This window comes from Klebsiella sp. Shm-1 (genome assembly GCF_040804525.1).
Lineage (GTDB): Bacteria > Pseudomonadota > Gammaproteobacteria > Enterobacterales > Enterobacteriaceae > Klebsiella > Klebsiella pneumoniae.
In genome coordinates this window covers 3957023-3981403 of record NZ_CP161823.1, presented here as the reverse complement: position 1 = coordinate 3981403, position 24381 = coordinate 3957023, and the positions used below count along the sequence as shown (strand labels likewise).

Genomic DNA, 24381 nt, shown 5'->3' with positions numbered 1-24381 from the left:
GCTTCTATCTGGCTTTTTTTATCGCCTTTCGACCAGACCGGCGATCTCCGCCTGCCAGGGCGCAATATCGCCGATATTGTTCGCCACCCACTGCGGGTTGTAATAGCTTTCCAGGTAACGCTCGCCGCTGTCGCACAGGAGTGTCACTATCGAGCCGGTGCGACCTTCCTCGCGCATCCGCGCGGCCAGCTGCAATACGCCCCACATATTAGTGCCGGTCGAGGCGCCGACCTTGCGCCCAAGCTGCGTTTCCAGCCACAGGGCGGTGGCTACGCTCGCCGCATCCGGCACGCGCAGCATCTCATCGACAACGTCGGGAATAAACGACGGCTCGACGCGCGGCCGTCCGATGCCTTCAATTTTGCTGCCGACCGGGCTGCGCAGGCTGGCGTCGCGGGTCTGCCAGTAATCGAGGAACACCGAATTCTGCGGATCAACGACCATCAGCTGCGTCTCGTAGCCCTGGCTGCGAATATAGCGGCCAATGGTCGCTGAGGTGCCGCCGGTGCCGGCGCTCATGACGATCCATGACGGCTGCGGGTGCGGCTCATGGCTCATCTGGCGGAAAATACTGTCGGCGATATTGTTGTTGCCGCGCCAGTCGGTGGCCCGCTCGGCGAAGGTAAACTGATCCATATAATGGCCGTTCAGCTCGCGGGCCAGCGTTTCGGAAGCCGCGTAGATTTCGCCGGCGCTCTGCACAAAATGGCAGCGTCCGCCGTAGAACTCGATCTGTTCGATTTTGCGTCTGGCGGTGCAGGAGGGCATCACAGCGATAAACGGCAGCCCCAGCAGGCGGGCGAAATAGGCCTCCGAAACGGCGGTTGACCCTGAGGAGGACTCTATAATTGGCGTGCCTTCTTTGATCCAGCCGTTGCACAAGCCATAGAGAAACAGCGACCGCGCCAGGCGATGCTTCAGGCTGCCGGTGGGGTGGGTGCTTTCATCTTTCAGATACAGGTGGATGCCCGGAAAAGCGGGCAGCGGCAGACGGATCAGGTGCGTGTCGGCGGAACGCTGATAGTCAGCGTTGATTTCGCTAATGGCATGTTTAACCCAGGCGCTATTCATCGTGATTTCCTGTTTGTCATTTTGTGCCTAGCTTAGCGGAAAGCGCAGGAAAAATTGTTGCCATTTAATCTGTGGATTACCATTATGAGAGCAAAATTTTCTCTGAGGATGCCCAATGCTAGATAAAATTGACCGTAAGCTGCTGGCGCTACTGCAGGAAGATTGCACCCTCTCTTTGCAGGCGCTGGCCGATGCCGTTAATCTGACCACCACGCCCTGCTGGAAACGCCTGAAACGGCTCGAAGACGAGGGTATTCTCCGCGGGCGCGTCGCCCTGTTGGACGCGGAAAAGGTGGGGCTGGGGCTGACGGCGTTCGTCCTGATCAAGACCCAGCATCACAGCAGCGACTGGTACTGTCAGTTCGTGAGCGAAGTGACGCAGATGGCGGAAGTGCTCGGCTTCTGGCGGATGGCGGGGGAGTATGACTACCTGCTACGGGTGCAGGTGGCTGATATGAAACGCTATGACGGCTTTTATAAACGTTTAGTGAACAGTGTGCCCGGTCTGTCGGATGTCACTTCGAGTTTTGCCATGGAACAGATAAAATATACCACCGCCTTGCCTGTCGAATAACGGTATTGCGCCGTAACCCATTACAAAATCAGGATTTTATTGCTTGCGATTATTTGCTCAACTCAGCTGGTACTTCCGCCGGGAGTGGCGCCGCTATCTTGGCGCAATTGCCCTGCTGGTCATTATTGCCGTCCTGCAGCTTATTCCGCCGAAGGTGGTGGGCATTGTGGTCGACGGCGTGACGCAACAACATTACACCGCGGAGAAGGTGTGGATGTGGATCGGCGCGCTGGTGCTGATCGCGGTGATGGTCTACCTGCTGCGCTATGTCTGGCGCGTGCTGTTGTTCGGTGCTTCTTACCAGTTGGCGGTTGAGCTGCGGGAAGATTTTTACCGGCAACTGAGCCGCCAGCATCCGGCGTTCTATTTGCGCCATCGCACCGGGGATCTTATCGCCCGCGCCACCAATGACGTGGACCGGGTGGTGTTTGCCGCTGGCGAAGGAGTATTAACCCTGGTGGATTCCCTGGTGATGGGCTGTGCGGTATTGATTGTGATGTCGACGCAGATTAGCTGGCAGCTTACTCTGCTGGCGCTGCTGCCGATGCCGCTGATGGCCCTGGCGATCAAACGCAACGGCGATGCGCTTCACGAACGTTTTCGCGTTGCTCAGGCGGCCTTTTCCAGCCTCAACGATCGCACGCAGGAGAGCCTGACCAGCATCCGCATGATTAAGGCGTTTGGGCTGGAGGATCGCCAGTCGGCGCAGTTTGCTGCCGATGCTGCCGATACCGGCGCGAAAAACATGCGCGTGGCACGCATTGACGCCCGCTTCGACCCCACCATCTATATCGCCATCGGGGCCGCTAACCTGCTGGCCATCGGCGGCGGCAGCTGGATGGTGATCCACGGCAGCCTGACCCTGGGCCAGCTGACCAGCTTCGTGATGTATCTTGGCCTGATGATCTGGCCGATGCTGGCGCTGGCGTGGATGTTTAACATCGTGGAGCGCGGTAGCGCGGCCTATGGTCGTATCCGCACGATGCTTGAAGAGGCGCCGGCGGTGGATGACGGGACCGAGGCGGTGCCGGCAGGCCGTGGCGTCCTGCAGGTTGCTATCCGCGATTTCATCTATCCGCAGGCGAGCAAACCTTCGCTGGAGCAGGTAAATTTTACTCTCCAGCCGGGGCAAATGCTGGGCATCTGCGGGCCGACGGGCGCCGGCAAAAGCACCATTCTGGCGCTGCTGCAGCGCCATTTTGACGTCACTCACGGCGAGATCCGCTTTCACGATCTGCCGCTGCCGATTCTGCAGCTCGACAGCTGGCGCGCCCGGTTGGCGGTGGTCAATCAGACGCCATTTTTATTCTCCGATACCGTCGCCAATAATATCGCGCTGGGAAAACCGGACGCGACGCAGGCGCAGATTGAGCGGGTTGCACAACTGGCCAGCGTGCATGACGACATTCTGCGTCTGCCTCAGGGCTACGAGACCGAAGTGGGCGAGCGCGGCGTGATGCTCTCCGGCGGTCAGAAACAGCGCATCTCGATTGCTCGCGCCCTGCTGCTGGAGGCCGAAATTTTGATCCTCGACGATGCCTTATCGGCGGTGGATGGCCGCACCGAGCACCAGATCCTGCATAATCTGCGCCAGTGGGGGGAGGGGCGGACGGTCATTATCAGCGCCCACCGCCTGTCGGCGCTCACCGAGGCCAGTGAAATTTTGGTACTGCAGCATGGGCATATTGCCCAGCGCGGCCGCCACGAGGCGCTGGCCGTGCAGCCCGGCTGGTACCGCGACATGTATCGATATCAGCAGCTGGAGGCCGCGCTCGACGAGGTTCCGCAGACGCAAGAGGAGGCCCTGGATGCGTAGCTTTACCGAACTCTGGCCGACGCTTAAACGCCTGCTGGCCTATGGTTCACCGTGGCGCAAGCCGTTGGCCATCGCGGTGGCGATGATGTGGATTGCGGCGGCGGCGGAAGTGAGCGGCCCGCTGCTTATCAGCTATTTCATCGACAACATGGTGGCGAAACATACGCTGCCGCTGAAGCTGGTGGCCGGTCTGGCGGTAGCCTATATCGGCCTGCAGCTGCTGGCGGCGCTCCTGCACTATAACCAGTCGCTGCTGTTTAACCGCGCCGCGGTCGGCGTCGTCCAGCAGTTGCGCAGCGACGTGATGGATGCCGCCCTGCATCAGCCGCTCAGCGAGTTTGATACCCAGCCGGTTGGGCAGCTTATCTCACGGGTAACCAACGATACGGAAGTCATTCGCGATCTGTACGTGACGGTGGTGGCTACGGTACTGCGCAGCGCCGCGCTGATCGGCGCGATGCTGGTGGCGATGTTTAGCCTCGACTGGCGGATGGCGCTGGTGGCGATCGCGATTTTCCCGGCGGTGCTGATCGTGATGATTATCTATCAGCGCTATAGCACGCCGATCGTGCGGCGGGTGCGCGCCTGGCTTGCCGACATCAACGATGGCTTCAACGAAGTGATCAACGGCATGGGCGTCATCCAGCAGTTCCGCCAGCAGGCGCGCTTTGGCGAACGGATGCGCGAGGCCAGCTATGCCCACTATCTGGCGCGGATGCAGACGCTACGCCTGGACGGTTTTCTGCTGCGCCCGCTGCTGAGCCTTTTTTCCTCGCTGGTGCTGTGCGGGCTGCTGATGCTGTTCGGCTTTAGCGCGGTGGGCACGATCGAGGTTGGGGTCCTGTACGCGTTTATCAGCTATCTTGGACGCCTTAACGAGCCGCTTATCGAGCTGACCACCCAGCAGTCGATGCTGCAGCAGGCGGTGGTCGCCGGCGAGCGCGTTTTCGAGCTGATGGATCGCCCGCGCCAGGCGTGGGGTACGGATGACGCGCCGCTGAGCAGCGGTCGGGTGGAAATTGACCATCTCTCCTTTGCTTACCGGGGGGACCGTCTGGTTCTCCAGGATATCACGCTGGATATTCCCTCCCGCAGCTTCGTGGCGCTGGTCGGACATACCGGCAGCGGAAAAAGTACCCTCGCCAGTCTGATGATGGGCTATTACCCGTTAACCCACGGCGAGATCCGCATCGATGGTCGACCGCTCGCATCCCTCAGCCACAGCGCGTTGCGTCGGGGCATCGCGATGGTGCAACAGGATCCCGTAGTGCTGGCGGATACCTTCTACGCCAACGTCGCGCTGGGCCGGGACATCAGTGAGGCGCAGGTTTGGGAAGCGCTGGAGGCGGTGCAGCTGGCGGCGGTGGCGCGCAGCATGAGCGATGGGCTGTACACCCAACTGGGTGAGCAGGGCAATAATCTCTCCGTCGGGCAGAAGCAGCTGCTGGCGCTGGCGCGCGTGCTGGTGGATACCCCGCAGGTACTGATTCTGGATGAGGCGACGGCAAACATCGACTCCGGTACCGAGCAGGCGATCCAGCAGGCGCTGACGAAGGTCCGCCAGCATACCACCCTCGTGGTTATTGCCCATCGGCTGTCGACCATTGTGGAGGCCGATACCATCCTGGTTCTGCATCGAGGTCAGGCTGTCGAGCGGGGCACCCATCAGCAGCTGCTGGCGGCGAAAGGCCGCTACTGGCAGATGTATCAGCTGCAGCTGGCCGGCGAAGAGCTGGCGGCCAGCGCCAGAGAGGAGTCGCTCAGCGCCTGATGCACCACCAGCAGGCAGGGAACGCTGGGCGGCCTGCCATGGTGCAAAAACGTTACATCAAATGCACCGTTGTGGTGCATTTTTGCGCGCCAGGCGCCGTTGCGCAGGATATTGCCTGACCTGTCCCCTGTTTTTTGCCATCAAAGGGCCGCTTTGCGGCCTTTTTTCATTTCTGGCATAGCCCTTGCTTTATATCCATCGTGTTAGCTGCGGCCATTACCGAATACTGACTGGAGGGGACTTATGAAGCTGGTTACCGTGGTAATCAAACCATTCAAACTGGAAGACGTGCGTGAAGCTTTGTCTTCCATCGGCATTCAGGGCCTGACGGTCACTGAAGTCAAAGGATTTGGCCGTCAGAAAGGTCACGCGGAGCTCTACCGCGGCGCCGAGTATAGCGTCAACTTTCTGCCAAAAGTGAAGATTGATGTGGCGATTGCCGACGATCAGCTGGATGAAGTCATCGATGTCATCAGCAAAGCGGCTTACACCGGAAAAATTGGCGACGGCAAAATTTTCGTCGCTGAATTGCAGCGCGTCATTCGCATCCGTACCGGCGAAGCTGACGAAGCGGCACTGTAATTTCCAGACCACACAGTGATGGGGAACGAAACAATGAAAATGGCAACAATGAAATCGGGTCTGGGGGCATTAGCCCTTCTGCCGGGGCTGGCGATGGCCGCGCCTGCGGTGGCGGACAAAGCCGATAACGCGTTTATGATGATTTGCACCGCGCTGGTTCTGTTTATGACTATCCCGGGGATTGCGCTGTTTTACGGCGGCCTGATCCGCGGTAAGAACGTTCTGTCCATGCTGACTCAGGTGATTGTCACCTTTGGCCTGGTCTGCGTATTGTGGGTGATTTATGGCTATACCCTGGCCTTCGGCACCGGCGGCAGCTTCTTCGGCAGCTTTGACTGGGTGATGCTGAAAAATATTGAGCTGAAAGCGCTGATGGGCACCTTCTATCAGTATATCCACGTGGCCTTCCAGGGCTCGTTCGCCTGCATCACCGTCGGGCTGATTGTCGGGGCGCTGGCGGAACGTATTCGTTTCTCCGCGGTACTGATCTTCGTGGTGGTGTGGATGACACTCTCCTACGTGCCGATTGCGCATATGGTTTGGGGCGGCGGTCTGCTGGCGACCCATGGCGCGCTGGACTTCGCCGGCGGCACCGTTGTGCACATCAACGCCGCGGTCGCCGGGCTGGTCGGCGCCTATATGATGGGCAAACGCGTGGGCTTCGGCAAAGAAGCGTTCAAACCGCATAACCTGCCGATGGTGTTCACTGGCACCGCTATCCTCTACGTGGGCTGGTTCGGCTTCAACGCCGGCTCTGCCAGCGCAGCGAATGAAATTGCGGCCCTGGCGTTCGTTAACACCGTCGTGGCGACCGCTGCGGCTATCCTGGCGTGGACCTTTGGCGAATGGGCTCTGCGCGGCAAACCTTCACTGCTGGGCGCCTGCTCCGGGGCAATTGCCGGTCTGGTTGGCGTTACGCCGGCGTGTGGTTATATCGGTGTCGGCGGGGCGCTGATCGTCGGTATCGCCTCTGGCCTGGCGGGTATCTGGGGCGTGACTGCGCTGAAACGCTGGCTGCGTGTGGATGATCCTTGCGACGTCTTCGGCGTTCACGGCGTCTGCGGCATCGTCGGCTGTATCCTGACTGGTATCTTCGCGGCGACTTCTCTGGGCGGCGTCGGTTATGCGGAAGGCGTCACCATGGGCCATCAGCTGCTGGTGCAACTGGAAAGTATCGCCATCACCGTGGTCTGGTCCGGCGTTGTGGCGTTCATCGGCTACAAAGTGGCGGATATGACCGTCGGGCTGCGCGTGCCGGAAGAGCAGGAGCGCGAAGGGCTGGACGTCAACAGCCATGGCGAAAATGCCTATAACGCCTGATAAAAAAGCCATTCTCTCCCGATAGCGAAAAGCCTCCCGTCCGGGAGGCTTTTTTTATGCGTTGCGGTTGCGCATCACCCCTTCCTGAACCGTTGAGGCAACCAGCGTGCCATCCTGGGTGTAGAATTCGCCGCGAACGAAGCCGCGGGCGCTGGAGGCCGAGGTGCTTTCGACGCTATAAAGCAGCCATTCATTAATATTAAACGGCCGGTGGAACCACATAGAGTGGTCGATGGTGGCGACCTGCATGCCGGGCTCAAGGAAACCAACGCCGTGCGGCTGCAGCGCCACCGGCAGGAAGTTAAAGTCTGAAGCATAGCCCAGCAGATACTGATGAATACGCAGATCGTCAGGGACGGCGCCGTTGGCGCGCAGCCAGACCTGGCGCACCGGTTCGGCGATATGGCCTTTCATTGGGTTATGAAACTCCACCGGACGGATCTCCAGCGGTTTATCGCAGAGGAATTTGTCTTTCACCTGCGGCGGCAGGAGATGCGCCAGCTTGCGAGCGATATCGGTTTCCGAAGGCAGGCCGTCAGGGGAGGGGGCGGCCGGCATTGCTTTCTGATGCTCATAGCCATTCTCTGGCGCCTGGAAGGAGGCGGTCATATAGAAAATCGGCTTCCCGTTCTGGATGGCGGCGACCCGACGGGCGCTGAAGCTGTTGCCGTCGCGCAGCACCTCCACATCGTAAACGATCGGCTTCTGGCTATCGCCGGGGCGAAGAAAGTAGCTGTGAAACGAATGAACCAGACGCTCAACGGGCACGGTCTCTTTTGCCGCATACAGCGCCTGACCCACTACCTGGCCGCCAAAAACCTGACGTAACCCCAGGTCTTCGCTCTGCCCGCGAAACAACCCTTCCTCAATTTTTTCCAGATCTAATAATGCCAGCAGGTTAGAGAGTGCCTGACTCATACTTATCCTCAATTAACAATAGCGGCGCAGCGCGCGTAATGTGGCCAAGTATAACCTGGAATCGCAAGTGGTCCGATGGGTGTAATAATCTGAATAACGACCAGTTAACAGGAACAAATCTGAGATCTGTGCCACACTTATTGACGACACGAAAGTTCCTGCCGGCGAAGCGGCGGAACATCCTCCTGGGTATTAAGGGATGATAAGGAGAACATCATGAAATTTGCCTATATGTTTAGTGCCTTAGCCGTCGCCGCGACGCTGACCGCCTGTGCTAATCACCACTCGAACAATTCTTCGACGCAGGCGGCCGCGCCCGACCCTTACGGTATCGCGACGCTGAGCGTGGCGCAGCAGCAGCCGAGCGTCACGGGGACGATTAATATCCGCCAGAGAATCGCTTTACCGCCGGATGCGGTACTGACGGTGACCCTGTCGGATGCTTCTCTGGCAGATGCGCCAGCCCGCGTATTGTCGCAAAAAGCGGTGCGTACCGAAGGCAAACAGGCGCCATTTAACTTTGCGCTGCCTTACAACCCGGCAGATATTCAACCGAACGCTCGCATTCTGCTAAGCGCGGCGATCACGGTTAACGGCCAGTTGATGTTTATTACCGATACCGTGCAGACGGTAATAAACCAGGGCGGCACTCATGCCGACCTGACGCTGGTTCCGGTCCAGCAGACCGCCGTTCCTGTCGCCCAGTAAGCTCGCTACGCCCCCGGATGGGGGCTTTTTTTTGCCTTCAATAAACCCAGCGATAATGCTGGAGATCGATATGGCCGCTGCCGGAGACCTGCACACCCTCGGCCAGCAGCGCCTGACGCTGCCGCTGTAGATCGGGGCCGGTGAGGGAGATATCGCCATGGCGATTGACCACCCGATGCCATGGCAGGGTGGACCCTTCCGGCAGGCGCTTCAATACGCCGCCCACCTGGCGCGCCGCGCGCGGTGAACCTGCCAGCCGGGCGACCTCGCCGTAGGTCGTGACATACCCTTCCGGTATCGACGCCACGATGTGCCAGACGCGTTGGGGAAATGTGTCGTGCGGAGCCATTTTCTGTCCTGTTACCGGCAAAACGTCAGCATAAGCGCTAAGCCAGGAGCTGTACAGCCGGCCTGGGTCAGGCGGCCTGTTCGACGGTGAACGTCAGAGCGAGGCCGAGGATCTGCATGCCATGGACATTGTCCGAGGCTGAGCTGGCGATGAGACTTTCAAGAAATTTCAACCGCTGCGAAGTGGCGTTGATGATCAGCCTCGCGCGCAGGCCCGGCATGGTTAACGACGAGATAGGGTACACCACCCGACCGCTGATATAGACCGGCAGCTTGCGTAGCTCCACCTGGCGCAGCACGCCGACGGTGGAATAGAGCAGCGCCAGCGGCGTAACCGCCCGCACCGGCGCGGGACTGATGGTCGCGAAGTCGAGCATTTTTTCAGGACGCAGGTAGTTTACGCCCTGAAAGGCGATGGTCATCCCTTCAATAGCAGGTAAAGGCAGAGTGATGGTCTGTGGTGATGAGTCAGTCATTCGATTACCGTCGAGACAATGTACTGGTGATAAAAGAGGACGAAGAGGATAAGTATGGTGGATAACCCGGATGTGTGCTGAGCGCAGGCTCGCAATCTCACAGGCTGACCGTGAGTGGCTGGTTTTATTCGCGTTATTGCGCAATAAACCAGCAGGCGGACGGTGTGAGCTTGCAATTCACCAGGTCAGCAGGGATAATGCGCCAGCGCGTTAGGCAACTAACGCTCTCAATGGGGGCTCTGTTGGTTCTCCCGCAACGCTACTCTGTTTACCAGGTCAGGTCCGGAAGGAAGCAGCCAGAGCAGACGACGTGTGTGCCGGGATGTAGCTGGCAGGGCCCCCACCCATTTCTCCCGCCTGGTGTTTCCCTTATATTTGTCCGGTTTTTATTCCTGCAATAATTAATTTCTGATAAAGATCGCATATTAGTTTTTGTTGTTAAACCCCCCTTCTTTTATTCCATAATATTTACTTGTCATAAATCTGAAATACTACTGAAATATTAATGTCATTTGCATGTCATAAATAAAGCGCATCTTACTGATGGGAATTTGTTGCCAGGCTCATGCTGTAAAATATATCTCTGGATCAGCATGTTAACTTCGTGTATTAATTATGATGATTTTATTGCACGGGAAGCGTAGCTATGACCACAGTGGTTTTGAATGTAAAAATTGACGCAGAGCTAAAAGAAAAGTTGCGTCATTATGCGGAAGTTAATAACGAGAACCTGGGAACGGCAACGGAAAAGCTGCTGCAGCTGGCTTTTCAGCTGGAGGAGTCAGCAGGTGAGGCGGGGGTGACGGAAGAGGACATTGACAGCCAGCATACCGAAGAGGAAGCGACGCCACTTACCCCTAAAGAAATCAAAGCATTAAGAAAACTTCTGAAGAAGAAAAAATGAAACAACAATTCTCTACAGCCAGCAACTATAGCGAAGCTTGCGATATGTTGCGCTCAGGATACGTAAAACACGTCCGCCTGAACTGGAATATCGGTAGTGATGAGTTCTTTCGCATTGCTTCCGACTGGTGTGACACCGGCGCTAAAATCAAAAAAGATGAAGATGGCTTTATTATTTCCCTGAAAGGGTTTCCTATTCCGCGCCAGCATTAATGAAATTGCCTTCTTTCTGTCATTGGGTTGCCATAACCAGAGGGCAGGATAGCCAGGCAATTTTATAAAAACATCTCATATACCTCATGGATGAAGGTCATTTGACGGGCTGAAGTCAGCCCGTCGCTATTTTCTTATATTATTTTTCGCAAACGTGTATTTTCCTTCTGTTCAGCAAGGCTTTGCCACAGCGGTTGTAGCGTGGAGAAGGCCCGGCGCAATGCTTCATCCGGCAGCGTAAACGGCAGACGTAAATAGCGATCGAACGCCCCTTCCAGCCCAAACCGCGTACCGGTGCCGATATGGATCCCCTGGCTTTCCGCACGCGCAGAGAACAGGGTGGCCAGCATGTCAGGAAGTTCCACCCAAAAAGAGAGCCCACCTTCCGGTGGCGAAAACCGCCAGCGGGGAAAATATTCCGCCATCAGCGTTTCGCACATGTCCCGGCGCGCCTTGAGCATATCCCGCCGCGGCGGCAGCAGTGTGGCGGCATTTTCCAGTAGCCAGCTGCAGGCCAGTTGCTCCAGCAGCGGCGTACCCAAATCCAGCGAATCGCGGGCCTGAATAAGCGAGGCGATGGTCCGCGCGCTGGCGCGGATCCAGCCGATACGTAGTCCCCCCCAGAAGCTTTTCCCGGCCGAACCAATGGTGAGCACTGCGGCATCGGGATTGAAGCTGGCCAGCGGCGGGGGCGGCGGCGCGTTATACCAAAGGTCGGCCATGGTCTCGTCGATTACCAGCGTTGTTCGCGTCCTGGCGGCGATGTCCGCAACCCGCTGGCGGGTGGGGGCATCCATACAGCGTCCGGTGGGGTTGTGAAAATCCGGCATCAGCCACGCCAGCCGCGGCGCAGTCTGCGCAATAGTCGCCGCCAGTCCATCGCAGTCCCATCCCTGCTGCGGAAGCGCAACCCCAACGGGGCGGCAGGAGGCGCCCTGAATGGCGCTGATGGCCATCGGATAGGTGGGGGCGTCAATAACCACCCGATCGCCCGGCCCGGTGAACAGGCGCAGGATCAGCGCGAAGGCGCTGAGGGCGCCGTTGACCACCATCACCTCATCGGGCCGCGTCGGCAGACCGCGTTCGCTGTAGCGCCGGGCAATCGCCTCCCGCAGCACCGGCAGCCCCTGCTGGTCATAGCCAGTCTGTGCGAGATAGGGCGGCAGCAGGGTCATAGCGTGCTGGAAGGCCTGATGGACCTCCGGCCCGGCGCTGAGGGCGGCGGTAGATAGATTAAGCGTAGATGAGATGCCGGCAGGCAGAGGAAGATCGGCGGGGCGTTCCGGCAAAACAATGCGTGACCCGCTCCCCTGGCGGCTGTAGAGAAAGCCCTCCTCCCGCAACTGGCCGAGGGCGCTGGCGATGGTGGTCCGGCTGACGTTCAGGGCCGCCGCCAGCTCGCGCTCGCCGGGCAGGCGCGTTTGCAGCGTCAGGCGACCATCAAGGATCAGCAGGCGGAGCGCTTCCGCCAGCTGGCGCCATAGCGGCGTGCGTGAGCTGGTCTCCTGCCAGTTGCCGAGCAGGCGTACCAGCGATTGGGTTCCAAAGCGTCGGGCTGACATAGCGATCCACTTTTCCAAAACTGGCCATTAATTATCAGTCCATTTTTGCTGATGATGAGGGCATTCGCAATGATGTTGAGGAAAAAATATGCTTCGTCGCCTGCTGCAGTTATATATTGGTCTGGTGCTTTACGGCGTGTCCACGGCGCTCTTCGTGCATGCCAATCTCGGCGCCGATCCGTGGGATGTTTTCCATCTCGGGGTGGCTAAACAGCTGGGTATCAGTTTCGGTACGGTGATTATCCTGACCGGCGCGGCGGTACTGCTGCTGTGGATCCCGATCCGGCAAATGCCGGGGCTCGGCACGGTGAGCAATGTCATCGTGCTGGGACTGGCGGCGGACGCCACGCTGGCCGTCCTGCCGCCGCTGGAGTCGATGGTGGCGCGCAGTGCGCTGCTGGTAGGAGCGATTGTGCTGAACGCTATCGCTACCGGAATGTATATTGGCGCGGGCTTTGGCCCCGGGCCGCGCGATGGCCTGATGACCGGTCTGCATGCTCGCACTGGTTGGTCACTGCGCGTTATCCGGACGGCGATCGAGCTTTCCGTACTGCTGATTGGCTGGCTGCTGGGGGGCAAATTTGGCGTCGGAACCGTCATCTACGCGCTGTCGATTGGGCCGCTGATCCAGCTGTGCCTACCGTGGTTCAGCCAGCCCGTCAGCCGCAACGCGGTCAGCCCTCCCCGGGAAATAGTCTCCTGAATTAACCCATCGCCCTCTTCATCATGGAGAGGGCCTTTCATCGCTTACAGGCCGCTCAGGCCATGAAGCATCATGTAGATCCCCACCACAATAATCAGTAAGCCTGAGAACCAGGGCGCCTTGCGCGAGAGGTCGTTAAGCCACGGCCAGCGGCGGGTGGCATGTTTAAGGCTCAGAGCGGCGATGGCCCCGGAAGCCACCAGCGTCAGCGCCAGACCAACGCTAAAGCCCAGCACCAGCGTGGCGCCCAGCGAGAATTTCTTCAGCTGTAAACAGATAAGCAGCACGGTAATGGACGCCGGGCAGGGGATCAGCCCCCCGGTCAGGCCAAACAGTACGATCTGCCCGGTCGTCACCTGGCGGCCATCAAAGCGCCGGTTGATCTCCTGAGCATGGGCCCGCTGATGCGCGTCCTGCCACTCCTCCGCCACCAGCGGCGCGGCGGATGAGGACGCATGGTGATGGTCATGGCGGTGATCATGGTCATGGCGGTGATCATGTTCATGGTCATGGTGGTGATCATGTTCATGGTGGTGCTCATGTTCATGGTGGTGCTCATGGTGCGTGTGGGGCTGCGATTCGCGCCAGGTGCGCCAGAGCATCCAGCAGGCAATCAGCACAATCGCTATCCCTGAGACCAGCTGAAACCAGGGTTCAGAGGTTTGGGCGTTCCAGCCGCGGCCAAACCACAGGCCGGCCATGGCGATCAGCCAGACCACTGCCGTATGCGAAACCGTGGCCGCCAGCCCCAGCAGTACCGCCTGTTTTAAGGTTCCTCGCACCGCCACGATAAAGGCGGCCATCATTGTTTTTGAGTGCCCGGGTTCGAGGCCGTGCAGCGCGCCGAGCAGTATTGCGCTGGGTATAAACAGCCAGGCATTGCCCTGCTGCAGAAGGGAAGTGAAATCGTTCATATCGGGATCCTTGCCAAAAGTGCGATTATCCTACTCCCCCCCAGTAGTAAAATACTACCCCCCAGTAGATAAAGCGGCTAATAAAAAGGATCATGGTATGCTGGCAGGCGTTGCTGACCACGCAGGTCGGTAATCCCGGACAGAATGAAACGGTGGATCGTGCAATGTCACATACAGTTCGACACAAAAAGATGTTACTGACCCGGCTGAAGAAAATTCAGGGGCAGAGTACCGCGTTAGAGAAAATGCTTAATCGCGAGCATGAGTGCGCTGAAATATTACAGCAGCTGGCGGCGATCCGCGGCGCGGTCAACGGCATGATGCTGCAGGTTATTCAGGGGCATCTTACCGACCATGTGGTGAAAGAGCCTGACGAGACGCAGCGCGAAGCGGATCTGGAGACGGTGATGCAGGTGATTAAATCCTATCTGAAGTAGCGCCCCCTGACGTTCCGCTCAAGCCACCCGCCGCTTAATGCGCATGGAGGTTATGCTCTGCCCACAGAATGAACTGCTCTTTTGGCAGCGCTTTGCTGTAAAGCCACCCCTGGGCGTACTGAACGCCATGCTGGCGCAGCCAGTCGCGCTGGCTTTCGGTTTCCACCCCTTCGGCGACGGTGGCCAGATTGAGCGCTTTGGCCATTTCAATAATGTGCGGCGTCAGCGGCCGGTACTCGAGGGTATCGACAAAAGATTTATCGATTTTCAGCGTGTCGACGTCCAGTTTCTGCAGATAGCTCAGGCTGGAGTAGCCGGTGCCAAAGTCATCAATCGAGATCCGATGCCCGGCCTGACGGTAGTGAGCGATCACCGGCATGGTGGTCTCCGGGTCGACAAACCCGCGCTCGGTGATTTCAAGGATGATCTGTTCGGCAGCGATCCCCCAGTGCTGCAGCTGATCGTGTAACAACGTCGGTAGGGTGGGCGAGCGTAAATCATCTACCGACAGGTTGATGGATATGTGCACTTCCGGCCGCTGCCGCAGCCAGGGACCGAGATCGGTAAAAATTTTCCTGACGATATCTTCCGTCAGCTGCGTGATGAGCCCGGTCTGCTCGGCCAGGGGAATAAAGATATCCGGCGATAAAAAAGTGCCATCGGGCTGCTGCCAGCGGGCCAGGGCCTCGGCCCCGGCAATTTTCCCGTCCTGCAACGAAATAATCGGCTGATAGTGAACCTGAATCGCTTCGGAATTGAGGGCGTCCAGCATGCTGTTGCGCGGTGAGCGCAGGTGCCTTAGCAGACGCAGCAGCAGCCAGGTGGCGAGCAGGCTGGTGAAAATGCCGGCAGGGAGCCAGAAGAACAGCTGCTGTCGAATGCGCTGCTGCAGCGGCAAGGTTGAAGACCAGGTTACGATGCCAGAGCCCAGCTCGGGAATGCGCTGGATCCGGTAGACTGTGTTATCCAGAGTAAGCATATCCACATGCGGATCTTTAATGCGTTGCCAGACTTTCGCCGGCAGCGGCTGACTGCTGATCACCATTTTCTGGTGGTCCAGGCCAAACAGCATGGTATGGATCTTCTCTTCGCTGGCGGGAACGACATCAATAAAGGAGACGGGGTCGATCATCACCATGTGCTGCCGGCTGCCCATGGCCGTCATCTGATGATCGAGGCCAAGATCGTTAATTGAGGTCAGCCAGGTGCGATAGCCGTCGGGGGCAATGTGGTCCGGCGGGGGGAAGGTGACCGCGACGCTATGGTCTTCCAGGGAGGAGCATTGCGGCACGGAATCACGCAGCCAGAGCACTTCCTGAATGTAGCGATGGGTATAGGCGATACGGCGGAGCGTAAGCAGATGTTCAGGGCTACAGGAGGCGGCGGTGTGTGCGTCAGCCTCTCGTAACGCTTCCCGGGCCTGGTCGGCAACCTGCAGCGTCCGAACGACGATACGGTTGGAATAATCATCCAGTTCACGATAGAACTGCATTTTGGCCTGCCGCGCCGCCTGCCAGATGCTGAGTGAAATGGGCAGGATGATGGCCAGTATCAGCACTCCTGTAAACAGCGCCATCAGATGCCGGGTCCTCATGCCTGTGTCCTTATCGTTCGCCGGGTGTCATCAGTATATGCGAAAGATAATTCGGGCGCAGCGGGAGAAAACGCGTCGTTTGGGGAAAAAGCCGGCATCACAACAGGCTGCGATGCCGGGAGAGAAGGATGATTCCGATGTAGCAGAATAAAAATGAGGGTGTGAATGCCGGGCAGGGTGTGTTCCGGCATTCAGTCGCAGCATACGCTGCGCAGATGACAGCAATATGTTGGCTAGTGTGCATCCGGCGCCGGGATATCAGCGCTGATGCGCAGGTCGTTCTCATCAAACACCATGCAGAAGCGCTCATCGAAAGCCAGCTTAATTTTCTGCCAGGGGCGGAAATGGACGTCGCCGGGCAGCAGAACCTTGACGTTGTCGTGGCCGTAGCACTGGCCGAACAGATAGGTATTGTTGCCCAGACGCTCCACCACTTCACATTGAAACTCCACCACGGTACCGGTGGTGACTTCCGGGGTGAGGTGCTCCGGCCGGATCCCCAGCGTCACCGCAGCGCCGGGCTTCAGCGGCTGGGTGGCGATATTCAGGGCCAGCTGATGGTCCTGCGCGAGGGTGACCGTTAAGCGTTCCGGCTGCCAGTCGCTGACGATAGCCGGCAGAAAGTTCATCTTCGGCGAGCCGATAAAGCCGGCGACGAATTTGTTGACCGGATTGTAGTACAGCGCCATCGGCGAACCCATTTGTTCGACTTTCCCGTAGTTCATGACCACGATTTTATCGGCCAGCGTCATCGCCTCCACCTGATCGTGCGTGACATACACCATAGTGGTCTTCAGCTCCTGGTGCAGACGGGCAATATGCAGGCGCATATCGACGCGCAGCTCCGCATCAAGGTTAGAGAGCGGCTCATCGAACATAAATACCCGGGGATTACGCACGATCGCCCGGCCAATGGCCACGCGCTGCCGCTGGCCGCCAGAGAGCTGCTTCGGTTTACGATCCAGCAGGTGCGAGAGCTGCAGCGTTTTAGCCACCATTTCCACCTGGCGACGGATCTCCGTTTTCGGCACTTTATTCACCTTCAGCCCGTAGCCCATGTTCTCTGCCACCGTCATGTGCGGATAGAGCGCATAGGACTGGAAGACCATCGCCACGCCGCGGCGGGCGGGCACGACATCATTCATCACCTCATCGCCGATCAGTACTTCTCCTTCGCTGACCTCTTCCAGCCCGGCAATCATGCGCAGTAGCGTCGATTTTCCACAACCGGAAGGGCCGACGAAGACGGCAAACTCGCCATCTTCAATATCGAGATTGACCTGGTGCAGCGTCACCGTGCTGCCGAACCTTTTGGTGACATTCCTCAGTCGTATATTGGACATCCACATTCCCCGGAGTGAGTAGCTGTTATTTGCCGTTGGCTTATCGCTATGTTGAGTGTGATTTGTATTACGTGTAACAAATCGGTGTGACGATGTTCAACAGCAGTAAAATCATGCCCTGACTATAACTTCCGCGGATTTTGCGCCATACAGGGACGTTTCATTTCTGCAAGGATGATCACACAACTGGCAGCTTATGGTAGTTTTATCAACGATCAAAGCGTAGCGTATAACAAAAGCGCATCAGAACATGTTTTCCACGTAATACGGCAGTTCGAAAAGATTTATTTTTCTAACTGGCAGACGGAAATCAAATAAAAACCATTAAATTGTTATACCTTCACATGAGGTTGATAATGAAAAAGAACACGCTTGCTGCACTGATCCTTACCACCCTGGCGGCGGGGCAACTCGCCAGCCTGCAGGCGCATGCCGCCGGGCAGCTCAACGTCTGGGAGGATATTAAAAAATCCGCTGGCATCAAAACCGCGGTTAGCGATTTTGAAAAGCAGTACAACGTGAAGGTCAATCTCCAGGAGATGCCCTACGCCCAGCAACTGGAAAAACTGCGCCTCGACGGCCCGGCGGGCATTGGGCCGGACGTGCTGGTGATCCCGAATGACCAGCTCGGCGGCGCCGTGGTTCAGGGACTACTCTCGCCGCTCAGCGTCGATCAGGCGAAACAGGATGCCTTTACGCCAGCCTCCATCAATGCCTTCCGCATGGACAACGCGCTGTATGGGATCCCGAAGGCGGTGGAAACCCTGGTGCTTATCTACAACAAGGACCTGATCGACAAGCCGCTGGACAGCCTGCAGGCCTGGCTGGACTACTCGAAAACCCAGCGCGAGCAGAACAAATACGGCCTGCTCGCCAAGTTTGACCAGATCTATTACAGCTGGGGGGCGATTGGCCCGATGGGCGGCTATATCTTTGCTAAAAACGACAGCGGCGGCTTTAACCCGCAGCAGGTGGGTCTCAATACCCCCGGCGCCGTCGAAGCCGTCACCTTCCTGAAAAAATTCTATGCCGAGAAGGTCTTTCCGGCGGGGATCCTCGGCGATAACGGGCTGAATGCCATCGATTCCCTGTTTACCGAGAAAAAAGCGGCGGCGGTGATCAACGGCCCCTGGGCCTTCCAGCCGTATGAAGCTGCTGGCATTAACTATGGCGTGGCGCCCCTGCCGACCCTGCCGGACGGCAAGCCGATGAGCTCCTTCCTCGGCGTCAAAGGCTATGTAGTATCGACCTGGAGTAAAGACAAAGCGCTGGCGCAACAGTTTATCGAGTTCATCAACCAGCCGCAGTATGTGAAAGCCCGCTATGTCGCCACTGGCGAAATTCCGCCGCTGAAGGCGATGATTGACGATCCGGTGATTAAAAACGACCAAAAGGCCAGCGCCGTCGCCATCCAGTCGGCGCGAGCGGTGGCGATGCCGGGCATTCCCGAGATGGGGGAAGTGTGGGGGCCGGCCAACGCCGCGCTTGAACTGAGCCTCACCGGTAAGCAGGCGCCGCAGGCCGCGCTCGATAACGCGGTGAAACAGATCACGATGCAGATCGAAGCGATGCAGGCCAGCAATCAGTAATTCACCGTCACGTGAAGTCACCGAGCGGGAGGGGGACCTCCCGTTTGTAGAAGGAGTCGAGTGTGAGCATCCATTCCAGCGAAAATTTTAGCGACGCACGCGGGCCCGGGCGCCATGCATGGTGCGGCCTGCTGCTGGCAATCGTGCCGGGTTTCGGTCAGTTTTATCATCGCCAGTGGCTGAAAGGGCTGGTCTTCCTGGTGCTGCTGAGCAGCTTTCTGGGGATTTTTTATGATTTCCTGCGTGAGGGGTTGTGGGGGTTATATACCCTGGGTGAAGAGGTACCGCGGGATAACTCTATCTTCCTGTTAGCCGAGGGGATTATCAGCGTGCTGATCGTCGCTTTCGGCGTGCTGATCTATTTTCTCTCGCTGCGGGATGCGTGGCTCAACGGCAAAAAACGCGATGAGGGGATCGCCCTCAACAGCGTGCGTAAGCAGTACCAGATGCTGCTGAGCGACGGCTTTCCGTACCTGATGATCACCCCGGGCTTTATTCTGCTGGTGTTTGTGGTGATCTTTCCGATTCTGTTCGGTTTCGCCATCGCCTTCACCAACTACAACCTGTACCACACCCCGCCGGCGAAGCTGGTGGACTGGGTGGGGCTGAAAAACTTTATTAATATTTTCACCCTCTCCATCTGGCGCTCCACTTTCCTGGATGTGCTGCAGTGGACCGTGGTGTGGACGCTGCTGGCGACCACCCTGCAGTGTACGGTGGGCGTGTTGTTGGCGATTCTGGTGAACCAAAAAGATCTGCGCTTTAAGCCGCTGATCCGCACCATCTTTATTTTGCCGTGGGCGGTGCCGGGGTTTGTCACCATTCTCGTTTTTGCCGGTATGTTCAACGACTCCTTCGGGGTCATCAACAACGCGATCCTGTCCTTTTTTGGCATCAGTCCGAAGGCATGGCTCACCGATCCGTTCTGGACCAAAACGGCGCTGATCATGATGCAGACCTGGCTTGGCTTCCCGTTTGTCTTTGCCATGACCACCGGCGTGTTGCAGGCGATCCCGGACGATCTGTATGAAGCGGCGACGATGGACGGCGCCAGCGCCTTTACCCGTCTGCGCACCATCACCCTGCCGCTGGTGCTGTATGCGATCGCGCCGATCATCATCACCCAGTACACCTTCAACTTTAATAACTTCAATATCATTTACCTGTTCAACAACGGCGGCCCTGCGGTGGCAGGCTCTAACGCCGGCGGGACGGATATTCTGGTGTCGTGGATCTATAAGCTGACGATGTCTTCGTCGCAGTACGCCATCGCGGCGACCATCACGATCCTGCTGTCGATCTTTGTCGTCGGCCTGGCGCTGTGGCAGTTCCGCGCCACCAAATCCTTCAAAAATGACGACATGGCGTAAGGGAAGCAACATGGCTCAATCACCCAGTATTAAACGCGAAAAGTGGATCCGGCTCTCTCTCACCTGGCTGGTGGTTATTCTGGTCTCAGTGGTGATTATCTATCCGCTGGTCTGGACGGTCGGGGCGTCGCTGAACGCCGGCAATAGCCTGCTCAGTACCTCAATCATTCCGGAAAATGTGTCGTTCCAGCACTATGCCGATCTGTTCAATGGCAATGTGAATTACCTCACCTGGTACTGGAACTCGATGAAAATCAGCTTCCTGACCATGGTGCTGACCCTGATTAGCGTCAGCTTTACCGCTTACGCCTTCTCCCGCTTCCGCTTTAAAGGGCGGCAGAACGGGCTGATGCTGTTCCTGCTGCTGCAGATGATCCCGCAGTTTTCCGCGCTGATTGCGATCTTTGTCCTGTCGCAACTGCTTGGCCTGATTAACAGCCATTTGGCGCTGGTGCTGATCTACGTCGGGGGGATGATCCCGATGAATACCTGGCTGATGAAGGGGTATCTCGACGCGATCCCCAAAGATCTGGATGAGTCCGCCCGCATGGATGGCGCCAGCAGCTTTCGCATCTTTATCGAGATCATCATGCCGTTGTCGAGGCCTATCCTCGCGGTGGTGGCGCTGTTCTCTTTCACCGGTCCGCTGGGGGATTTCATCCTCTCCAGCACCATCCTGCGTACCCCGGATAAATACACGCTGCCTATTGGTCTGTATAACCTGGTGGCGCAAAAAATGGGTGCCAGCTACACCACCTACGCGGCGGGGGCGGTGCTGATCGCCGTACCGGTGGCGATCCTCTACCTGGCGCTACAAAAATACTTCGTCTCCGGCCTGACCTCGGGCAGTACTAAAGGATAAGCACATGAAAAGATTCACACCCGCATGGCTTGCGGTTTGTCTGGCATGCAGTTTCTCCACCTCTTCTCTGGCCGCGGACGCGCTTGCAACCCGCGCGTTTCAGGGCATGCCGGCGGACTTTATCAAAGGCGCGGATATCTCCACGCTGCTGGACGCCGAAAAGCACGGGGCGACGTTCTACGATCAGAATAATCAGCGCAAGGATCCGATCGCTATTCTGAAAGAGAACGGCGTCAACTATGTCCGCCTCCGTCTGTGGGTGGATCCGCAATCGGCGAGCAGCGAGGACTATGGCGGGGGTAACAATGATCTGGCCACCACCCTGGCGCTGGCGAAACGGGCGAAAGCCCAGGGGATGAAGCTGCTGCTTGATTTTCACTACAGCGATTTCTGGACCGATCCCGGCAAGCAGTTCAAGCCGAAAGCCTGGGAAAAGATGGATTACCCGCAGCTGAAAACGGCGATTCATGACTATACCCGCGATACCATCGCCCGCTTTAAGCAGGCGGGCGTGCTGCCGGATATGGTGCAGATCGGCAACGAAATCAACGGCGGCATCCTGTGGCCGGAAGGGAAAAGCTGGGGGCAGGGCGGCGGAGAGTTCGACCGGCTGGCTGGCCTGCTGAACGCGGCTATCGCTGGCCTGAAGGAGAACCTGCGCCAGGGCGAGCAGGTGAAAATCATGCTGCATCTGGCCGAAGGGACCAAGAACGATACCTTCCGCTGGTGGTTTGATGAGATCGACAAGCGCCATGTACCGTATGACGTGATTGGTCTGTCGATGTACACCTACTGGAATGGCCCGATCAGCGCCCTGAAGGCCAATATGGATGACATCAGCAAACGCTATAACAAAGACGTCATCGTCGTCGAGGCGGCCTATGCCTATACCCTGGCCAACTGCGATAACGCGGAAAATAGTTTCCAGGCGAAAGAGGAAAAGGATGGGGGATATCCCGCCAGCGTACAGGGGCAATATAACTATATTCACGATTTAATGCAGGCGGTGGTTGATGTGCCAGACCAGCGTGGCAAAGGTATTTTCTATTGGGAGCCTACATGGATTGCCGTGCCGGGAAATACCTGGGCCACCCCGGCGGGGATGAAATATATCCACGACGAGTGGAAAGAGGGTAATGCACGTGAAAATCAGGCGCTATTTGATTGCCAGGGAAAAGTATTGCCGTCGGTAAAAGTTTTTAATTAATTTTTTTGTCGTCTTTTTCAGGAAGTTTATTATGAATAAATTTGCACCTTTACATCCGAAGGTTAGTACGCTGCTGCATGGCGCGGATTATAATCCGGAGCAATGGGAGAATGACCCCGATATTATTGATAAAGACATTGCCATGATGCAGCAGGCAAAATGCAATGTGATGTCGGTGGGAATATTTAGCTGGGCGAAACTGGAGCCACGCGAAGGGGTATTTAATTTCGCCTGGCTGGATATTATCCTCGATAAACTGTATGCCGCCGGCATTCATGTCTTTCTGGCCACGCCGAGCGGCGCGCGTCCGGCGTGGATGTCGCAGCGCTATCCGCAGGTTCTGCGGGTGGGGCGCGATCGGGTGCCGGCCCTGCACGGCGGCCGTCACAACCACTGTATGTCGTCACCGGTCTATCGCGAGAAAACCCTGCAAATCAATACCCTGCTGGCAGAACGTTATTCCTCACACCCGGCGGTGCTGGGCTGGCATATTTCCAACGAATATGGCGGTGAATGCCATTGCGATCTCTGCCAGAACCGTTTTCGCGACTGGCTGAAGGCGCGTTACCAGACCCTGGAGAACCTCAACCAGGCCTGGTGGAGCACCTTCTGGAGTCATACCTATACTGACTGGTCGCAGATTGAATCGCCTGCGCCGCAGGGCGAGATGTCGATCCACGGTCTCAATCTTGACTGGCATCGCTTTAACACCGCTCAGGTGACCGATTTCTGCCGCCATGAAATTGCTCCGCTGAAGGCGGCGAATGCTTCCCTGCCGGTGACTACCAACTTTATGGAGTATTTCTACGATTACGACTACTGGCAGCTGGCGGAGGCGCTGGATTTCATCTCCTGGGACAGCTATCCGATGTGGCACCGCGATAAAGACGAAACCGCGCTGGCCTGTTACACCGCGATGTATCACGACATGATGCGCAGCCTGAAGGGCGGCAAACCGTTTGTGCTGATGGAGTCCACCCCGGGCGCCACCAACTGGCAGCCGACCAGCAAACTGAAGAAGCCGGGAATGCATATTCTTTCCTCGCTACAGGCGGTGGCGCATGGCGCCGACTCGGTGCAGTATTTCCAGTGGCGGAAAAGCCGCGGTTCGGTTGAGAAATTTCACGGCGCAGTGGTCGACCACGTCGGACATATTGATACCCGCATTGGCCGCGAAGTCTGCCAGCTCGGCGAGATTCTCAGCAAGCTGCCGGAGGTGAGGGGCTGTCGCACCGAGGCGAAAGTAGCGATTATCTTCGACCAGCAGAACCGCTGGGCGCTGGATGACGCCCAGGGGCCGCGTAATCTTGGGATGGAATATGAGAAGACGGTCAACGAGCACTACCGCCCGTTCTGGGAGCAGGGCATCGCCGTCGATGTGATTGACGCCGATGTCGATTTAACGCCGTATCAGTTAGTGATTGCCCCGATGTTATATATGGTGCGCGACGGCTTTGCCGGTCGGGCGGAGGCGTTTGTCGCCAACGGCGGCCACCTGGTGACCACCTACTGGACCGGTATCGTCAATGAGTCCGATCTCTGCTATCTCGGCGGCTTCCCGGGCCCGCTGCGCAATCTGCTGGGGATCTGGGCGGAAGAGATCGACTGCCTGAATGACGGCGAGTTTAATCTGGTGCAGGGGCTTGCCGGGAATCAGTGCGGTCTGCAGGGCCCTTATCAGGTGCGCCATCTCTGCGAACTGATCCATATCGAGAGCGCCCAGGCGCTGGCCACCTACCGGGATGATTTTTATGCCGGACGGCCGGCTGTGACGGTGAACGCGTTCGGGAAAGGCAAAGCCTGGCATGTGGCCTCCCGCAACGATTTAGCCTTCCAGCGCGATTTCTTTACCGCCCTGAGCAAGGAGCTGGCCCTGCCGCGGGCGATAGCGACGGAGTTACCACCCGGCGTGGTGGCGACTGCGCGCACCGACGGTGACAACGCATTTATCTTCCTGCAGAACTACAGCGCGCAAAACCATACCCTGACCCTGCCGCAAGGGTATCGGGATTGCCTGACCGACGCGGCGGTATCGGCTCCACTGACCCTGTCGGCATGGGATTGCCGTATTCTCCGTCGTCACGCGTAATTTCTTCTTCT

23 protein-coding genes and 1 other RNA gene are annotated in these 24381 nt (G+C 57.7%); 16 read left to right on the top strand and 8 right to left on the bottom strand.

Going from position 1 to position 24381, the window contains the following annotated elements; genetic code table 11:
- Positions 1–18 precede the first annotated feature (18 nt).
- Entirely contained in the window at positions 19–1071 is a 1053-nt protein-coding gene (locus tag AB1E37_RS19570; RefSeq protein ID WP_004178752.1) for a PLP-dependent cysteine synthase family protein, read from the bottom strand.
- A 115-nt stretch (positions 1072–1186) separates the two neighbouring features.
- Here AB1E37_RS19570 and AB1E37_RS19565 point away from each other — a divergent pair, with 115 nt between their 5' ends.
- From AB1E37_RS19565 to amtB, 5 genes are all read left to right on the top strand, one after another.
- Positions 1187–1645 carry an Lrp/AsnC family transcriptional regulator gene (locus tag AB1E37_RS19565; RefSeq protein WP_032447379.1) on the top strand — a complete coding sequence of 153 codons (459 nt, stop codon included), beginning with the start codon at positions 1187–1189 and terminating at the stop codon, positions 1643–1645.
- Between the two features lie 43 nt (positions 1646–1688).
- On the top strand, positions 1689–3461 hold the full coding sequence (locus tag AB1E37_RS19560) for a SmdA family multidrug ABC transporter permease/ATP-binding protein (RefSeq protein WP_004147344.1): 1773 nt from the start codon (positions 1689–1691) through the stop codon (positions 3459–3461).
- On the top strand, positions 3454–5232 hold the full coding sequence (locus tag AB1E37_RS19555) for a SmdB family multidrug efflux ABC transporter permease/ATP-binding protein (RefSeq protein WP_004223030.1): 1779 nt from the start codon (positions 3454–3456) through the stop codon (positions 5230–5232). The genes AB1E37_RS19560 and AB1E37_RS19555 overlap by 8 nt, the downstream gene beginning before the upstream one ends.
- 243 nt (positions 5233–5475) lie before the next feature.
- On the top strand, positions 5476–5814 hold the full coding sequence (gene glnK, locus AB1E37_RS19550; protein WP_002891893.1) for a P-II family nitrogen regulator: 339 nt from the start codon (positions 5476–5478) through the stop codon (positions 5812–5814).
- 33 nt (positions 5815–5847) lie between these two features.
- Positions 5848–7134, top strand: a complete 1287-nt coding sequence (gene amtB / locus AB1E37_RS19545; RefSeq protein WP_004152876.1) for an ammonium transporter AmtB — start codon at positions 5848–5850, stop codon at positions 7132–7134.
- A 54-nt stretch (positions 7135–7188) separates the two neighbouring features.
- On the opposite strand, the gene tesB is transcribed toward amtB, so the two are convergent.
- Positions 7189–8052, bottom strand: coding sequence for an acyl-CoA thioesterase II (gene tesB / locus AB1E37_RS19540; protein ID WP_002891899.1), 864 nt, complete (start codon positions 8050–8052; stop codon positions 7189–7191).
- A 216-nt stretch (positions 8053–8268) separates the two neighbouring features.
- Between tesB and AB1E37_RS19535 the strand changes: the two genes are divergently transcribed.
- On the top strand, positions 8269–8760 hold the full coding sequence (locus AB1E37_RS19535; RefSeq protein WP_002891903.1) for a YbaY family lipoprotein: 492 nt from the start codon (positions 8269–8271) through the stop codon (positions 8758–8760).
- 37 nt (positions 8761–8797) lie between these two features.
- Here AB1E37_RS19535 and AB1E37_RS19530 read toward each other — a convergent pair whose 3' ends face one another.
- Positions 8798–9109, bottom strand: coding sequence for an MGMT family protein (locus tag AB1E37_RS19530; RefSeq protein WP_004142687.1), 312 nt, complete (start codon positions 9107–9109; stop codon positions 8798–8800).
- 67 nt (positions 9110–9176) lie between these two features.
- The gene (locus AB1E37_RS19525; RefSeq protein ID WP_004178755.1) at positions 9177–9584 is read right to left on the bottom strand and encodes a dTDP-glucose pyrophosphorylase; all 408 of its coding nucleotides are present in this window, start codon (positions 9582–9584) and stop codon (positions 9177–9179) included.
- Between the two features lie 240 nt (positions 9585–9824).
- Between AB1E37_RS19525 and ffs the strand changes: the two genes are divergently transcribed.
- The 3 genes from ffs to AB1E37_RS19510 all read left to right on the top strand — a co-directional run bounded on the left by ffs (position 9825) and on the right by AB1E37_RS19510 (position 10700).
- Positions 9825–9921: signal recognition particle sRNA small type (gene ffs / locus AB1E37_RS19520), an RNA gene on the top strand.
- 309 nt (positions 9922–10230) lie between these two features.
- Entirely contained in the window at positions 10231–10488 is a 258-nt protein-coding gene (locus tag AB1E37_RS19515) for a hypothetical protein (protein WP_002891977.1), read from the top strand.
- Positions 10485–10700, top strand: coding sequence for a hypothetical protein (locus tag AB1E37_RS19510; protein ID WP_004142688.1), 216 nt, complete (start codon positions 10485–10487; stop codon positions 10698–10700). Before AB1E37_RS19515 ends, AB1E37_RS19510 begins: the two co-directional genes overlap by 4 nt.
- A gap of 134 nt (positions 10701–10834) precedes the next feature.
- On the opposite strand, the gene AB1E37_RS19505 is transcribed toward AB1E37_RS19510, so the two are convergent.
- Positions 10835–12262, bottom strand: coding sequence for a PLP-dependent aminotransferase family protein (locus AB1E37_RS19505; RefSeq protein ID WP_004142690.1), 1428 nt, complete (start codon positions 12260–12262; stop codon positions 10835–10837).
- 88 nt (positions 12263–12350) lie between these two features.
- Here AB1E37_RS19505 and AB1E37_RS19500 point away from each other — a divergent pair, with 88 nt between their 5' ends.
- Entirely contained in the window at positions 12351–12965 is a 615-nt protein-coding gene (locus AB1E37_RS19500) for a YitT family protein (protein ID WP_004223037.1), read from the top strand.
- A 44-nt stretch (positions 12966–13009) separates the two neighbouring features.
- On the opposite strand, the gene AB1E37_RS19495 is transcribed toward AB1E37_RS19500, so the two are convergent.
- Positions 13010–13879 carry a nickel/cobalt efflux protein RcnA gene (locus tag AB1E37_RS19495; protein ID WP_004223040.1) on the bottom strand — a complete coding sequence of 290 codons (870 nt, stop codon included), beginning with the start codon at positions 13877–13879 and terminating at the stop codon, positions 13010–13012.
- A gap of 164 nt (positions 13880–14043) precedes the next feature.
- On the opposite strand from AB1E37_RS19495, the gene AB1E37_RS19490 reads away from it, so the two are divergent.
- Positions 14044–14316, top strand: coding sequence for a metal/formaldehyde-sensitive transcriptional repressor (locus AB1E37_RS19490; RefSeq protein ID WP_002891985.1), 273 nt, complete (start codon positions 14044–14046; stop codon positions 14314–14316).
- 34 nt (positions 14317–14350) lie between these two features.
- Here the strand turns inward: AB1E37_RS19490 and AB1E37_RS19485 are convergent, their stop codons facing one another.
- Together AB1E37_RS19485 and AB1E37_RS19480 are read right to left on the bottom strand one after the other, a co-directional pair.
- On the bottom strand, positions 14351–15910 hold the full coding sequence (locus tag AB1E37_RS19485; protein ID WP_009307950.1) for an EAL domain-containing protein: 1560 nt from the start codon (positions 15908–15910) through the stop codon (positions 14351–14353).
- A 233-nt stretch (positions 15911–16143) separates the two neighbouring features.
- Complete coding sequence (locus AB1E37_RS19480; RefSeq protein WP_004213738.1) at positions 16144–17253, bottom strand: ABC transporter ATP-binding protein; 1110 nt, start codon at positions 17251–17253, stop codon at positions 16144–16146.
- Between the two features lie 356 nt (positions 17254–17609).
- On the opposite strand from AB1E37_RS19480, the gene AB1E37_RS19475 reads away from it, so the two are divergent.
- The 5 genes from AB1E37_RS19475 to AB1E37_RS19455 all read left to right on the top strand — a co-directional run bounded on the left by AB1E37_RS19475 (position 17610) and on the right by AB1E37_RS19455 (position 24370).
- Positions 17610–18842 (top strand): maltodextrin ABC transporter substrate-binding protein, encoded by a 1233-nt coding sequence (locus AB1E37_RS19475; RefSeq protein ID WP_002891991.1) that lies wholly within the window; start codon positions 17610–17612, stop codon positions 18840–18842.
- Between the two features lie 62 nt (positions 18843–18904).
- On the top strand, positions 18905–20212 hold the full coding sequence (locus AB1E37_RS19470; RefSeq protein WP_004177243.1) for a carbohydrate ABC transporter permease: 1308 nt from the start codon (positions 18905–18907) through the stop codon (positions 20210–20212).
- Positions 20213–20222: 10 nt separating this feature from the next.
- Positions 20223–21074, top strand: coding sequence for a sugar ABC transporter permease (locus AB1E37_RS19465; RefSeq protein WP_000079398.1), 852 nt, complete (start codon positions 20223–20225; stop codon positions 21072–21074).
- Positions 21075–21078: 4 nt separating this feature from the next.
- Positions 21079–22281 carry an arabinogalactan endo-beta-1,4-galactanase gene (locus tag AB1E37_RS19460; RefSeq protein WP_009307952.1) on the top strand — a complete coding sequence of 401 codons (1203 nt, stop codon included), beginning with the start codon at positions 21079–21081 and terminating at the stop codon, positions 22279–22281.
- Between the two features lie 31 nt (positions 22282–22312).
- Positions 22313–24370 carry a beta-galactosidase gene (locus AB1E37_RS19455; protein ID WP_002892001.1) on the top strand — a complete coding sequence of 686 codons (2058 nt, stop codon included), beginning with the start codon at positions 22313–22315 and terminating at the stop codon, positions 24368–24370.
- Positions 24371–24381: the final 11 nt, after the last annotated feature.

Bases quoted from the DNA above. Each gene is read 5' to 3' on its own strand.
- AB1E37_RS19570 (WP_004178752.1), bottom strand. From the start codon at position 1,071: ATGAATAGCGCCTGGGTTAAACATGCCATTAGCGAAATCAACGCTGAC.
- AB1E37_RS19565 (WP_032447379.1), top strand. From the start codon at position 1,187: ATGCTAGATAAAATTGACCGTAAGCTGCTGGCGCTACTGCAGGAAGAT.
- AB1E37_RS19555 (WP_004223030.1), top strand. From the start codon at position 3,454: ATGCGTAGCTTTACCGAACTCTGGCCGACGCTTAAACGCCTGCTGGCC.
- glnK (WP_002891893.1), top strand. From the start codon at position 5,476: ATGAAGCTGGTTACCGTGGTAATCAAACCATTCAAACTGGAAGACGTG.
- amtB (WP_004152876.1), top strand. From the start codon at position 5,848: ATGAAAATGGCAACAATGAAATCGGGTCTGGGGGCATTAGCCCTTCTG.
- tesB (WP_002891899.1), bottom strand. From the start codon at position 8,052: ATGAGTCAGGCACTCTCTAACCTGCTGGCATTATTAGATCTGGAAAAA.
- AB1E37_RS19535 (WP_002891903.1), top strand. From the start codon at position 8,269: ATGAAATTTGCCTATATGTTTAGTGCCTTAGCCGTCGCCGCGACGCTG.
- AB1E37_RS19530 (WP_004142687.1), bottom strand. From the start codon at position 9,109: ATGGCTCCGCACGACACATTTCCCCAACGCGTCTGGCACATCGTGGCG.
- AB1E37_RS19525 (WP_004178755.1), bottom strand. From the start codon at position 9,584: ATGACTGACTCATCACCACAGACCATCACTCTGCCTTTACCTGCTATT.
- AB1E37_RS19515 (WP_002891977.1), top strand. From the start codon at position 10,231: ATGACCACAGTGGTTTTGAATGTAAAAATTGACGCAGAGCTAAAAGAA.
- AB1E37_RS19510 (WP_004142688.1), top strand. From the start codon at position 10,485: ATGAAACAACAATTCTCTACAGCCAGCAACTATAGCGAAGCTTGCGAT.
- AB1E37_RS19505 (WP_004142690.1), bottom strand. From the start codon at position 12,262: ATGTCAGCCCGACGCTTTGGAACCCAATCGCTGGTACGCCTGCTCGGC.
- AB1E37_RS19500 (WP_004223037.1), top strand. From the start codon at position 12,351: ATGCTTCGTCGCCTGCTGCAGTTATATATTGGTCTGGTGCTTTACGGC.
- AB1E37_RS19495 (WP_004223040.1), bottom strand. From the start codon at position 13,879: ATGAACGATTTCACTTCCCTTCTGCAGCAGGGCAATGCCTGGCTGTTT.
- AB1E37_RS19490 (WP_002891985.1), top strand. From the start codon at position 14,044: ATGTCACATACAGTTCGACACAAAAAGATGTTACTGACCCGGCTGAAG.
- AB1E37_RS19485 (WP_009307950.1), bottom strand. From the start codon at position 15,910: ATGAGGACCCGGCATCTGATGGCGCTGTTTACAGGAGTGCTGATACTG.
- AB1E37_RS19480 (WP_004213738.1), bottom strand. From the start codon at position 17,253: ATGTCCAATATACGACTGAGGAATGTCACCAAAAGGTTCGGCAGCACG.
- AB1E37_RS19475 (WP_002891991.1), top strand. From the start codon at position 17,610: ATGAAAAAGAACACGCTTGCTGCACTGATCCTTACCACCCTGGCGGCG.
- AB1E37_RS19465 (WP_000079398.1), top strand. From the start codon at position 20,223: ATGGCTCAATCACCCAGTATTAAACGCGAAAAGTGGATCCGGCTCTCT.
- AB1E37_RS19460 (WP_009307952.1), top strand. From the start codon at position 21,079: ATGAAAAGATTCACACCCGCATGGCTTGCGGTTTGTCTGGCATGCAGT.
- AB1E37_RS19455 (WP_002892001.1), top strand. From the start codon at position 22,313: ATGAATAAATTTGCACCTTTACATCCGAAGGTTAGTACGCTGCTGCAT.